A 13,876-nucleotide genomic window follows, 5' to 3' on the forward strand; every position below is an offset into this window, starting at 1 on the left:
TCTTGTTTGAATTTATTTACTCGTTTTATTTTCCTAATAAACTTAAGCTTTCGCGAATAAACGCTGGGATGTCATCAGGGTTACGGCTTGTTACTAGTTGATTGCCACATACCACCACTTCAACGTCCTTCACATTAGCTCCAGCATAATCCATATCTACTTGAATAGACTTAAAACCAGTTGCTGTTCTACCTTCTAATTTTTTTGCTGAAATCAACAGCTGTGGGCCATGACATATTGCAAAAACCGGTTTTTTGCTATCCATAAACTTTCCTGCAAACTGTACGAATCGATCATCTGCGCGTAAATCATCAGGAGACACTCCTCCTGGAATAAATAAAGCATCAAAGTCTTCTACTTGAACATCGTCAATACTTTTATCAATTGTAACCTTAGCATCCTGTTGCTTTCCTGTGACAGTTTTTCCAGACTCTTTCTCAATCGTTACCACTTCATGTCCTGCTTCTTTATACGATTTTGCTGGATCTGTATATTCCACATCTTCAAACATATCTGTGATTAGACAAGCAATTTTCGCCATAGTACAATTTCCACTCCTTTTTATGCATTCTTTCTTAGTTTTCCCTTTTTCAATTCTACTAAACTAGTTCTTCCTAAATGTAACAATATACCAGCCGCCCTCTTTAACAATCGGTTTTGAATCTTCTAACGTAAAATTAGACGCCTTCGCTATATCTTCAAGCTCCTGTTCTGAAGGAATGGGATACAAATTATCAAAGCTTGTAAAAAAGCTATTAAATGCACTAGAGAACTGTTTCCCGTACTTTGAACGTTGAATAGGTGTGATGACGGACAATACACCATCCTCTTGTAGCCACTCATGAATTTGACTAAATAATGTTGTTCGAGTTGTGGGATCAATATAGTGCAAAATATTATTGGCCATTATAAGATCATATTGCTTCTCTGGATGGAAGGAATACAGGTCTTGATTTACAATGGAAATATTTGAGTGATCACGAACTCTCTCCATAGCATGCTTCGCTACCTCTTCATGAATTTCAATTCCTGTAAAATTCTTTTTAGGAAACTTCTCTCCTAGCCTCATAACATAACCTGCTTCACCGCACCCAATATCAAGTACTTGTTCAGCCTCTTCCTTACGAACAAGCTTTTCTACTTCTGGAAATGCCATCTTCTCTAATAAAGAAGACGTTTTTGCTACTGTTTCTCCGTGATGGTCCGCGTCAAAATGTTGCCTTTTCTTCGTTTTCATCAATTCAGGATATTTGATTAAGGATGGGATATGAAGCTCCATCATTTCTTTTAACAAAACTCCAGATGACACATCACTCCCTTTTGACATAGGAAGCTTCCATTTTCGAATCGTTTTTACTCGTTCCTTTGAATCCTTTTTCAGATGTTTGAGAACAACACCAACATCCACCCATTGACTTAGTAATTCTTGTTCAAGGTCTCTACCTACTGCTACTTGTTGAACCGTAACTGGCTTTTTAAACTCTTCAAACAAATCTAATTCATACCCAACATAAGCATGCCAGCTTGATAAGAAAGGCTCATTACTTTTCATCCACGTTCTCGCTTTCCATAACCGAACATAATCCGTAATCATACTAATCCCTCCTGCTTCCATGGATAATCATCACTATTAGCAAATAGTTTTGCTTCCTTTTTTTGTTGATTTATTTTTGTGCGAAGAGGCCAAATACCTGTTTGAGATAATCGGTCCACAGCACTTTCTTTCCATATTCCAAGTCCAGAAATATTTAACATTTGTTTAAAATGTAATACAGGATCCTCTTCTATACGACTTAACGTTTTTCGACGTAGCCAGGTGATGGGGCGATAAGGATAAGAATAGGCAAGGGCAGACAAATGACTAAGCTGCATTTGATGCTTCACTCTGTTTTTTCTTACTTTCGGAAACCAATTTAAGTTATCTTCATGAAGCTTGTCCTGTCCATACATATCACATAAAAGTTCTCCTAATACATCTCCATCTTGAATGGCCATATTCATTCCTTCACCTGCCATCGGATGAACCGTATGAGCGGCATCTCCAATAATGGCCTTATTTCCTTGCACATATTGTGAAGAATGGTACGCAAGGGGAATCATTAACTGAATTTTTTTCCATGAATCAATTTTGTTTACATATCCTTCGAGCTCTGGAACTAGATCCGTATACAATTTATACACATAATCTAAAGACTGCTTTCTAAGTTCTTTATATTTTCCAGCAGGAATTAAATACACAGAACGGACTTCATTGTTGGGAAGGGGGAACAACCCTAAAAATCGATCATGAGTTGAAATAATTTTTCCTCTTGTGAAGTCTTTCGGCCTAGGAAATGTCACAGTTAAAAAGTGGTGATTGTAGATAGATTCCTTCACATTGATGCCCATCTCATTTCTAGTAGCTGATGTTCTTCCTTCTGCACCAATAAAGAAATCCGCCTCTACATGAATTTCTTCCTTCTTATCCTTTTTCACAATCGCATAATTTTCTCTAAATCCTTTGCAAATGCTATTTGGTATGTAGTGAAAATGAGGATATTTTAAGGCTTCATCTCTAACAATTTCTTTTATTTTTTCATGGTGAATCATTAATGAATAGGCATAATCACTCGGAATGACGTCATATTTCATAACAGATGTATCTATTTCTTTTAACCTACTTGTCATTTCAACTAAATCTAATTCCTTAATTGTATGACCGTTCTCTAAGGTTGGATTTAATAGATTTAATTTATCTAAAATATCTAAGCTTTTAGGCTGAAGGAGTTCACCTTTGTAGACGGGGGTAGGGCCAGGAAGCTTTTCTACGACGGTGACATCCACGCCACATTTTGCTAGCTTTAACCCAATAGTTAATCCTCCAATACCTCCTCCACTTATAAAAACGCTTGTTTTCTTTTTCATTTCGTCACCACCTTATAGCATCCATTCCCTTTTTTTCACAAAAAGCAAACCTCTTAACTCTTTTATTCAACATCCATGTTTCGTTTTGTTATCCTATGGGTAAATAAGTTGATTACCTGAATATTTTGTCATAATATTTCCTGAGAAATATTCCACTTTTATACAAGCTTTTTACTTTCGACATTTGAAGAACACAATATGCCATGTTCCCAGTTAGTAAGTAGAATGGATTGTTTTCTTTTAAATGCGTATTGACAAACAACAAAAAACACTTCAGTAAAAGAAGTGTTTTTCTATAAATCAAACGATAATTGTTGTTGGTCTTGCTCTTTTCCTTGATCATCTTGTTTCTCAAGAGTTTGGGCAGCTTTTATTTCTTTAAATTTACGTCTAGATTCCTTGTTTACTTTCACCACATCTACTATTGGAGCAGGGTATTGTAGCGAAAAAACCCCAGGATATTTCCAAGGCTCGTGAATATACTCGACCGGAACAGTCTTCAGTTCTTGCACATATCTTTTAACAAATTCACCATTAGGATCTTGTTCTTTACCAATTTTAATTGGATTGACAACGCGGGGAGGCTTTGAACCCCAAGTACCTGCCTGCCATTGAATTTCACTATAGTGAATCCCTGGGTCATAATCTAGAAATAACGATCCTAAATCGAATGCAACCTTTTGCCAAGATTGTCGCATCGTCTGGCACATAAACATCACGATCATTTTTCTTGTAGATTCATTCAGCCATCCAGTAAGTTTTAGAGAGCGTACACCAGCATCAACTATTGGAATACCAGTTTCCCCTTGTAGGATTCGATTATACTCTTTAGAAGATAAATTGAGTCTCACACCATCAAATAAAGGATGGAGTGAATATTGATGAAGGGTTGGGTTTTCTATAAGTCGTTGGTGTAAAAAGTCACGTCTTAGAATTCTAGATAGGAATAAATCGAGTTGCTCTAGAGAATGGCTTTCACCTTTTTGCTTGGATGAAAGAACAGTTTGATAGACATCTCTACTCGATATATTGCCAAACGCTAAATAAGGAGACAATCTGCTCCCAGAAATAGAAGAAGCTAAAGGATTCATTTGATTCGTTTCATAGTGTACGAATCGCTCGTCTAAAAATGTCTGAAGTGTATCCCATGCGAGCAATTCTCCACCTTGCTGACCGAATCGTATAGGCTCTCCTTTTATACCTTGAGATTTCTTTTTATAGCCTGCTAAATCTTTTATAAAAGAAGAGGGTAATTTATCGGGGGCTTGGATTCTAATTGGCTTTGGCAGAACGGGTTCGTCCATGAACACTTGCCATTCCTTCTTAAATTGCTTGATGCTTGAGCTTTTTTGAGAAATGGCTGTAGCTTGATATTCTGTCCAATGAAGTCCATTCTTCTCCATCCAGTCCTTCACTATTTTATTTCTTTCTAGTAAAGCTTTCGGCCCGTATTCCTTATGGGACCATAGTCGAAAAGGACCATACTGCGTATATAGTAACGATAAAGCATCGATCATTTCCCCGTGAAATACCGCCAGTTTTCCGCCAATAGAGTTAAATGAATTCTGCATTTCCTCTAAACTTTCTAGGATAAAATGTAAATGTCTCATTGACAGTGGTTCATCCTTCCAAATGGATGGTTCCACTACATACACAACGAGAGTTTCTCCTCTTAGACTCGCTTCATATAAAGGCCTATGATCTTGAAGTCTAATATCACGTTTCAACCAAACAATATTCATCGTGTCACTCCAACTTATATTATTCCCTCTATCATACTATGATTCTTTTGGTAGGAGGAAGGAGAACTGGCAAGAATAGCTTTATCAATCCACTCCTTCTCCATAGTCTGTATTTTCCATCGAGCTGCTTATTCAATTTGCTAGCAGTCAGCTATCCTAAAATTCAACTTCATCAAGTAGCTGCTCCTCTGATATGACACGAATTCCGTGCCTTTCTAACAGAGCGGTCGTTACGCCCTTTCCTACCATTCGTTCTCCTTTAAATTGCCCGCTATATATGTTTCCACTACCACAGGAAGGGCTATATTCTTTTAATACTACCAATGACGCCTTTAATTCTTGCACTCTCTCAAGCGTTCTGTATGCACCTTCAATATATAATTTTGTTACATCAGCTCCAGACTTTTCAAGTACATGAGCATTACCGTTCAGTACATCCTCCCCGTCTCCCCCTACAATTTCAGCAGGTTCTCGTGGAGTAGTAAACCCACCTTAAAGCTCTGGACATAACTGAACGGCCTTATTTAAAGAGATTAGTTCTCGAACCTTGTTATGTAAGCTATGCGTTCCATTATATCTGACCTCGAAACCAGCTAAACAAGAACTAACAATAATCATCTAGCTCCCCCCCTATTTATTAGGCTCTATTAAAAAACGCTACCCTTATTCTACAAAAAGACTTCGCTTTCGTGCTGATGAAGCTTCAACAGAAAATGCTAAGCATCTCCTGAGGTGAGGATTCAAGGAAGCAAATTGAGTTCACAGTAAGAATGTGGGGTATCCAAATTGCGCCAATAAACAGCTAAAAATTAGTAAAGACTAACAGTACTCTTTAACAAAGTCATGTATTTAAAAGAAAACCGTTCGCCTCATTTATTTAATTGCCCGTATTCCTATTTTTTCGCCCATAAACCCGCTCAATTTGCCCGTAAATTCTATTTTTTGCCCATATTTAAGAAACTTTGCCCGTAAAGCTCACATCTTTGCCCATAAATCCCAAATTCTACACATATGAAACTCCAAGTCGTTCGCCAAACTCTCTTAAACTTCCACACTTTCATTTTTTGTAAGCTTCTATCAACCAACAATCTTCATAAACTCCCTCGTGCCATTCAATTCTAGGAAGCAATTTAACCTTTTTAAACCCACATTTTTCGTAACATCTGAGCGCACGCTCGTTTCTCACTTGGGGGTCCATTACCACTTTCTCTGCCCCCATTACGTCTAACAAATACTTTACAACCTTTGAAACTACACTAGTTCCTATCCCCTTATTCCAATATTCTACTTCTCCGATAAACTGATCCATTCCATACACGATTTCAACAGGATATCCGTATTTTTCTCGCTCTTCCTCTTCAATAGGATAATATTGAACATATCCGATAGCTTTTCCATCATACTCGATTATACACCGAACCTCATCGCCTCTTGGCCCATAAAAAGCTTCCTTCACTTTCTCTTTGTCAAACGGATTGTCTCTTCCTTCATAGTATTCTAGCACCCTTGGATCTGAAAGCCATTTTACTAGATGAGCGGTATCATTGATTTCTAGATCACGTATTACTAAGTGATCGTTTTCTTTCATCTTCGTCACCCCTTTATACCTTCTACAACTACTCTTCACTCTAATAAGTTATCTATAACATAATCGACTTGCTCAAGCTCTATTTCTACCGCGAAATTACATACTTATTTAAACTTCATCTTTTTTTCATGTGGTGAAAAGGTCCTTGTATTGATGAATAATTTTACCTACCATTCATCATTCTATAAAAATGTGAAAAATCAAAGAAATACGCTCCTTTGCATATTGATTAATTTAAAATCTTGCCGATACATACTATACACGACTGTCTACATCATCAAGGGAGGTGTTTCTATGGCTTCATTGGATCAATATTCTACTATGATCATCATAGCACTCATTGTCTTATTTTCTGCAACCATTTTTATGAATATTAGAACCATTAGAATACACAAAAGCTCATTAAAGCTAGCTCAGTATGATCAATTGACTGAGCTGCCAAATCGAAGTAAAATTCAAGAATTAATCACTGAAAAATTAGCTACGTCTTATAAATACATGTATTTTATTCTCATTGACTTAGACAATTTCAAATGGATTAATGATACGTTTGGTTTCTCGAGTGGGAACGAGCTCATCCGCCAGTTTGTTTCTCGAATCCAAGATGAGATTCATGAGGAAGCAAATTTCTCTAGAATGGAAGGGAATCTTTTTCTAATTGCTCATACAGCCGAATCATACGAAGAGGCAGAAATTTACGCACATAATATACAAACTTCCCTTTTAACCCCGTTTACATTGAAAGGTAATCCAATTATTTTAACAGCAAGTATTGGAGTGAGTGTTGCTCCCACCCATGGAACGAATACGTGGGATTTACTGAAGCATGCGGAACAAGCCTTATATCATGTAAAAGAAAGTGGAAAAAACTTTATCGCTCTCTATAACGCAGACACGCACAATAAAGATACAGAGCGGCAACTAGGATTACAGTTTAGAGAAGCATTATCTAATCAAGAATTTTACCTATGCTATCAGCCTAAAGTAGATGCCATGACGAAACAAATAACGAGTGTTGAAGCGTTAGTGCGTTGGCAAAGCAGCAAATTTGGATTTGTCTCACCTGCAACATTCATTCCGATTGCTGAGAAGAACGGATTTATATTTGATCTAACAGAATGGATACTAGTTGAAGCTTGCAAACAAATGAAAAAGTGGGAATTATCAGGTTCACCCATTCAAAAAGTTTCTGTCAATATATCGGCTCATCACTTTTTAGCGAATACATTAGATCAAATGGTAACCGCTGCGCTCAATGAAAGTGAATTATCGGGGGACCGTTTGGAGCTTGAAATAACGGAAACCTCTGTTATGGAGAACTTACAAATGGCCACTGGTACGATTAATCGCTTACAGGAGCTTGGCGTATCTGTTGCTTTAGACGATTTTGGCACAGGTGTATCTTCATTAACATATTTAAAAACGTTGCCGATTCACACCTTGAAAATTGATAAGTCCTTTATTGATGAACTCGCTCAATCAGACCGCGACGCCGCGCTGGTTAGAATGATTATAGAGCTGGCCAAGATATTCAAATTGAAGGTTGTCGCTGAAGGAGTAGAGAGTATTGATCAGCTTTCTTATTTTTATGTTCCTTACAGTGTGATGAAATTCAAGGCTATTATATTAGTAAGCCGCTCGTATCAGAAGAGATGGATTCTTTTATTTCTAACTTAGCTGTCCTTCAAAGATAAGTAGAAAAGCTTACCCTAACGTAAAATTCGGGTAAGCTTTTTATATGAATATTCTCCTTTCCCCCTACACATAGTAATAGTGAAAACGATCATAAAGGAGCGTTTACTATGGCTAGAGGTAAGGCATTTGAACACAAGAAAAAAGGGCATCCTGGTGATTTTCCTGCAGATAGCTTTGTGAGTAAGGAAAATCAAAAGCCTTTAGAAGATGAAGAATTCATTGTAACTCAAGAAGCGTTCAAAAATCGTGTAGAAGGAGTCAAACAAGATAACCCTTAAGAAGACTGAGGAGGATCAGCCTCCTCTTTTTTCTATTATACTATAGATTATTTCGATTCACGAAGTTTATTAGTTTTCAAAATAGTCACACCTTGATACAATAGGAGTATTACTACATAAAAAGGGGTCGAAATGATGAGTACATTCCAAGATAAATTAAAAAAGTATGCAGAACTAATCGTAAAGGTTGGCGTCAACATCCAACAAAATCAAAAATTGATGATTAACTCCACAATTGAATCTGCAGAACTTACACGCTTAATTGTGAAAAGAGCATATGAAGTTGGTGCTGGTGAAGTGGTTGTCAACTGGTCTGATGATCAAATCACACGCTATACTTATGAACTAGCACCAGACGATTATTTCAAAACGTTCCCTAAGTGGCGTAAAGAAATGATGGAAACTTACGCAGAAGAAGGGGCAGCACTGATTTCTGTCGTTTCATCCTCACCTGCCTTATTAAAGGGCGTTGATGCACAGCGTATTTCTGACAACAGAAAAGCATCAGGAGAAGCTCTAGCAAAATTTAGAAGCTATATTCAGTCTGATAAAATTAGTTGGTGTGTTGTTTCAGCTCCTTCAAAGGATTGGGCAACAATGGTCTTCCCTAATGAAGAATCAGAAGAAGTAGCTGTAGAAAAGCTTTGGGATGCCATCTTTAAAGCTGTACGAGCTGATTTAGATAACCCTGTTAAAGCATGGGAAGATCACGATAAAAAGCTGCATGAAAAGGTAGATTACCTGAACGAAAAACGATACAAAAGCTTCATTACCGTGCACCAGGGACTGACCTGACAATTGAACTTCCAGATGGCCACCTATGGGTAGGAGCAGGAAGCACGAATGCAGAAAATGTTCAATTTATGGCCAACATGCCAACAGAAGAAGTGTTCACAGTCCCTTATAAAAAAGGAGTAAACGGAACTGTTCGAAGCACAAAACCTTTAAGCTATGGTGGAAATGTTATCGACAACTTCACGATTACCTTTAAAGAAGGGCGTATCACAGAATACCAAGCAGAACAAAGTGAAGAAATATTAAAAGGGTTAATTGAGACGGACGAAGGCTCTCATTACCTTGGAGAGATTGCACTAGTTCCTCATGATTCTCCGATTTCAAATTCAAACATCCTATTCTTTAATACGTTGTTTGATGAAAATGCATCAAACCACTTAGCGATAGGTAATGCGTATGCTTTCTGTATTGAAGGCGGTAAAGAAATGGATGAAATTGAACTAGAAGCAAATGGATTAAACAAAAGTATCGTTCACGAAGACTTTATGATTGGTTCAGCAGAGATGGATATTGATGGTATCAAAGAAGATGGTACAACAGAACCAATCTTCCGCAGCGGAAATTGGGCGTTTTAATACTTTCTAAAAATAATGTTCAACTTTTCAAAAAGGATGTGCCGAGCACATCCTTTTTTGCGTTACCTATCGAACGCATTCTATTTTGTACAACTATTCTCATTATTTACTATTTTAGAAATTCACAATCTTTCTTTAGATTCCTTTCTAAACCTCCGATAAACTATGTAGATTGAATCATATTTTTAGGAGGAATACATCAATGAAACGATTGTTCGTTGGCATCATGGCTCTTCTCTTAGTACTAACAGGTTGTCAAAACGCTATGCAAGAAGAGACAGTAGAATCGAAAGAAACCAAGATAGGAATTTTACTTTCAGATTCAGGTCTAGGTGATGGATCTTTCAATGATTCTGCATTTAGAGGTTTAGAAAAGTCACGTGACGAATTAGGAATTCTTTTTGATTATAGAGAAGCACCAACTGGTAATTATGAAGAAATGTTAGTTGATCTTGTCGAACAAGGTAATGACCTTGTCATAGGATTGGGTTTTTCTGTGCAAGAAGCACTGGAAAAAGTAGCAGGTGAAAATCCTGAACAACAGTTTCTATTAATTGACGGAGTGTCAGAATTAGAGAACGTGATTTCTATTACGTTTAAAGAACACGAAGGTAGCTTCTTAGTTGGAATGGTTGCTGCTATGACTAGTAATACCGGCAAAATCGGGTTCATTGGAGGAGCTGATATCGAGTTAATCCATCGATTTGAAGTGGGCTACACACAAGGAGCACAATATGTGAATCCTGATATTGAAGTGATTGCAGACTACGCAAACAACTTCGGTGACTCGACTTTAGGTAGTATTATCGCGGAAGAACAAATTGAGAAAGGTGTAGACTTCATCTATCCTGCAGCAGGATTTACAGGAGTTGGAGCATTACAAACTGCACAGTCTAAGGGAGTTTACGGCGCTGGGGTTGATTCAGATCAATTCCTATTAGCTGAAAAAGCGGTAGTCTCTTCCATGTTAAAAAATGTGGATGTTGCCGTTTTTGATACAACCAAAAATCTAGTAAATAATCAGTTAACAGAACAAGTCTATACATTAGGTCTGGTGGAAAGCGGCGTTGGTCTTGCTCCTATTCGTGTAGTCGAACTCACAACAGAGCAGCAACAATTGATTGAAAAAGCAACAGAAGCTATCTCTGCCGGAAAAATTGACGTACAAACGAAAAAATAATAAAGGAGTAACGTGATGACTTTACGCAAACGATTAGTAATGATCGGTCTTTTACCCGTTCTTCTCTCAGCTTTGATTATCTCCTATATGATCTTTAAGATGATCCAAATTCAAAGCTCCGCTCAGGATGATGTGACCATCTTATTAGAGGTAGAACAATTAGATGGAAAGCTTGCAGGAGCGAAGCAAGCATTATCTAGCTATGCTTTAAGCGCATCTGAAGCAAACCGAAGTGAAATTGAAGCGTCTCTTGAACAGACTTCCTCTCTTATAACGAATTTAAGCAACAGTATTGGAGAAGAGTCACAAAAAGCCTATCTAACGAGTATTGAAGAGAAATATGCTGTTCTTTTATCAGCTAGCACAAAGGCTCTTGATGAAAATAACCAGCCTGAAATTAAACGACAATCCATTCGAATTTCAGGAATTTTAAACGATATGTTTATGCTTAAAAAAGAAGCGAATGCATGGTACAACCAAAATGTTGAAAATACCGCTAAGCAGATAAGCTTTATCGTCACCATCAGCATTGTGAGTGTTATTATTCTAGTTGTGGTTTCAGCTATCCTTTCTTATTTCCTTTCTTTACAGGTTGTTCGTCCTATAAATCGTATTGTAGAACAAGCAGAGGAAGTAGCCAATGGCAATCTTGCGGTTCAGCTATCCGAACCTAAACGCAGCAAATATGAAATTGATAAGCTAAATTTAGCCTTTACCCATATGGTGGAAAACCTTCGATCAACGGTTGAATCCATCGATCATATAGGGAAAAGGGTACAATCCTTTACGGTTGACGTAAAAACTCAAATGGACAGCGTTAGTGAGAGCAGCCGACAAGTTGCTGTTTCTACTGATGAGCTATCTCGTGGGAGTCAAAGTATTTCAGAGGATATCCAATCCACAGCCACTTTAATGGCTTCTCTTGTCGAGCAATTTGATGAAAACGTAGAAGAAGGAAAAAAATACAAACGAAGCAAGTCAACTTGCTCTCATTTCAGTTGAAGAAGGTCGTGTTTCTGTTGAAAAGCAAAAAGAGTTTGCTCATCAGCTGTCACATTCTTCTCAAGATATTAAAGTAGCCGTTGAAAAATTTGCGGACTATACAACAGAAATTGAAACAGCAGCAGGAGCGGTACGTGAAATTGCAGAGCAAACAAACCTACTATCTCTTAATGCTGCAATAGAGGCAGCGCGAGCTGGAGAAGCTGGAAAAGGATTTGCCGTTGTAGCAGATGAAGTCAGAAAGCTTGCCGAAGATTCAAGAAAAGCGACAGAATCGATTTCATCTATGGTACAGTCCATTAAATATGGTATCTCTACAATCGTTGAAGCTTCCAATACGGGAAGTAACTTATCGATGGAACAAGTACAAAGCATGAGCCAAACAGAACATGCTTTCCATAACATCTCTACTCAAGTATCAAATATCTCCAATCAATTGAAGGCATTAGAGGAAGGAATGATCTACTCTAGCCAACAATCGAAAGAAGTGATTGGAGCCGTTGAAAATATTTCAGCCGTTACAGAAGAAACGGCTGCTGGTACTGAGGAAATTTCTGCATCAACAGAAGAACAATTACGTTCATTCGAATTCTTAGCAGAACGAGTGGAAACACTTGAAGAAATGACGAACGAAATGAAGCAAGCATTAGAGAAATTCACTTTATAATGGGACTAAGGACTATCCTGAAACGGGGTAGTCTTTTTTCTGTTTCAAACATGTTCAATCGTTCACCAGTCATTCTCCAAAAACTTCCCTTGTATCACTTCGTATCTCCTAAGAAAAAATAAGCGTGTACGATTCGATGGTAGCATTCGCTTATCCTAAAGCTCTCTTTTTTCATCCAACTTTAGCTCATTCAATGGCTGACTAGTGTTAAACGTAGGTTAATTTCACCACAAATAAGAATACTTCAAAAAACTATTGCCTCTTAAAGCTTGATACAACAGCATTCTTTTGTAATAGAAAAAATATCCAATAAAAATACGGTCATAATTTCCTAGTTTAGGGTAGAAACACTATAGAGTACAGAAAAACCGCTTGGAGGTTAAAACATGTTTCAACAAGATGCAATTGGAATTGACTTAGGAACCGCAAATATTTTAGTGTATACGAAAAACAAAGGAATTATTTATAATGAACCAGCTGTTGTAGCTATAGATACTCGTACAAAGAAAGTATTAGCCGTAGGAAACGAAGCGAAGGATATGGTCGGAAAAACTCCCGTTCATGTTCAAGCAATTCGTCCTTTAAAGCATGGAGTCATCGCAGATTACGAAATGACGATGGAAATGATCAAAAGTATGATGACGAAAGTCGGAAAGGTGTATAAGTTTTCCTTCCGCAAACCAAATATTGTCGTATGTACACCATCTGGTGCAACGTCAGTTGAAAGAAGAGCGATTGAAGATGCCTTTAAAAACTGGGGATCTAAAGTAGTAACTCTTATTGAAGAACCTCTAGCGTCTGCTATTGGGGCAGACTTACCCGTAGAAGAACCGATTGGAAATGTCGTTATTGATATCGGAGGTGGCACTTCAGAAGTCGCAATTCTATCCTACGGAGGTGTGGTAGATTGTCATTCTATTCGTATGGGCGGAGATCAAATTGATGAGGATATTATTCAATATGTGAGAAAGAACTACAATGTCATCTTAGGTGAGAAAACAGCCGAGGAGATTAAAAAAGAAATAGGATATGCTCCAATTGAACATGAAGAACTCTCTATTAGCGTAAGAGGTCGTGATTTAGTTTCTGGTCTTCCTAAAGTTTTACATTTAAAATCAACAGAGATTCAAGAACCTCTAAAGGATACGCTTTTACCTATTCTACAGACAGCAAGAGATGCTCTAGAGAATTGTCCTCCTGAATTAAGTGGGGATATTGTGGAAAGAGGAATTGTGTTAACTGTGGTGGTGCCTTGTTAAAAGGGCTTCAGCCATGGTTACAGAAGGAGCTTCAAGTACCTATTTTCCTTGCTCCTTCTCCTCTTGAATCAGTCGCAATTGGGACTGGCCGTTCCCTTTCCATCATCAACAATATGAATAAACTGCAAAAAAAATAACCTATGTATGAGAAGCTCTCCAATCGCTAACCCTACTAAAAAGAAGGTGATTGG

The 13,876-nt window shown here is 37.7% G+C and carries 10 protein-coding genes and 3 pseudogenes; 7 read left to right on the forward strand and 6 right to left on the reverse strand.

Annotated features, from left to right (window positions below):
• Positions 1–25: 25 nt before the first annotated feature.
• The 6 genes and pseudogenes from M44_RS03955 to M44_RS03980 form a co-directional block, all read right to left on the reverse strand.
• Positions 26–541, reverse strand: a complete 516-nt coding sequence (locus M44_RS03955) for a type 1 glutamine amidotransferase domain-containing protein (RefSeq protein WP_010171110.1) — start codon at positions 539–541, stop codon at positions 26–28.
• A gap of 63 nt (positions 542–604) precedes the next feature.
• The gene (locus M44_RS03960; protein WP_010171111.1) at positions 605–1,594 is read right to left on the reverse strand and encodes a class I SAM-dependent methyltransferase; all 990 of its coding nucleotides are present in this window, start codon (positions 1,592–1,594) and stop codon (positions 605–607) included.
• The gene (locus M44_RS03965) at positions 1,591–2,904 is read right to left on the reverse strand and encodes an FAD-dependent oxidoreductase (protein WP_010171113.1); all 1,314 of its coding nucleotides are present in this window, start codon (positions 2,902–2,904) and stop codon (positions 1,591–1,593) included. The genes M44_RS03960 and M44_RS03965 overlap by 4 nt, the downstream gene beginning before the upstream one ends.
• A gap of 293 nt (positions 2,905–3,197) precedes the next feature.
• On the reverse strand, positions 3,198–4,646 hold the full coding sequence (locus M44_RS20125; RefSeq protein WP_010171115.1) for an FAD-binding domain-containing protein: 1,449 nt from the start codon (positions 4,644–4,646) through the stop codon (positions 3,198–3,200).
• Between the two features lie 156 nt (positions 4,647–4,802).
• Positions 4,803–5,264 (reverse strand): annotated as a pseudogene (locus M44_RS20130) (2-thiouracil desulfurase family protein).
• A 439-nt stretch (positions 5,265–5,703) separates the two neighbouring features.
• The gene (locus tag M44_RS03980) at positions 5,704–6,234 is read right to left on the reverse strand and encodes a GNAT family N-acetyltransferase (RefSeq protein ID WP_040365324.1); all 531 of its coding nucleotides are present in this window, start codon (positions 6,232–6,234) and stop codon (positions 5,704–5,706) included.
• A 294-nt stretch (positions 6,235–6,528) separates the two neighbouring features.
• Between M44_RS03980 and M44_RS20135 the strand changes: the two genes are divergently transcribed.
• From M44_RS20135 to mreBH, 7 genes and pseudogenes are all read left to right on the forward strand, one after another.
• Complete coding sequence (locus tag M44_RS20135) at positions 6,529–7,911, forward strand: putative bifunctional diguanylate cyclase/phosphodiesterase (RefSeq protein ID WP_010171126.1); 1,383 nt, start codon at positions 6,529–6,531, stop codon at positions 7,909–7,911.
• A gap of 125 nt (positions 7,912–8,036) precedes the next feature.
• Complete coding sequence (locus M44_RS27480) at positions 8,037–8,207, forward strand: hypothetical protein (RefSeq protein WP_010171128.1); 171 nt, start codon at positions 8,037–8,039, stop codon at positions 8,205–8,207.
• A 135-nt stretch (positions 8,208–8,342) separates the two neighbouring features.
• A pseudogene (locus M44_RS20140) lies at positions 8,343–9,577 on the forward strand (aminopeptidase).
• Positions 9,578–9,779: 202 nt separating this feature from the next.
• A complete protein-coding gene (locus tag M44_RS04000) occupies positions 9,780–10,757 on the forward strand; it encodes a BMP family ABC transporter substrate-binding protein (RefSeq protein ID WP_010171130.1) in 978 nt (325 codons plus the stop codon).
• A 15-nt stretch (positions 10,758–10,772) separates the two neighbouring features.
• A complete protein-coding gene (locus M44_RS27795) occupies positions 10,773–11,759 on the forward strand; it encodes a HAMP domain-containing protein (protein WP_010171132.1) in 987 nt (328 codons plus the stop codon).
• Between the two features lie 67 nt (positions 11,760–11,826).
• Positions 11,827–12,426, forward strand: a complete 600-nt coding sequence (locus M44_RS27800) for a methyl-accepting chemotaxis protein (RefSeq protein WP_237705204.1) — start codon at positions 11,827–11,829, stop codon at positions 12,424–12,426.
• A 386-nt stretch (positions 12,427–12,812) separates the two neighbouring features.
• Positions 12,813–13,822, forward strand: a pseudogene (mreBH, locus tag M44_RS20150) (rod-share determining protein MreBH).
• Positions 13,823–13,876 lie beyond the last annotated feature (54 nt).

The sequence above is a fragment of the Bacillus coahuilensis m4-4 genome (assembly GCF_000171615.1).
Taxonomy (GTDB): Bacteria; Bacillota; Bacilli; order Bacillales; family Bacillaceae_K; genus Bacillus_T; species Bacillus_T coahuilensis.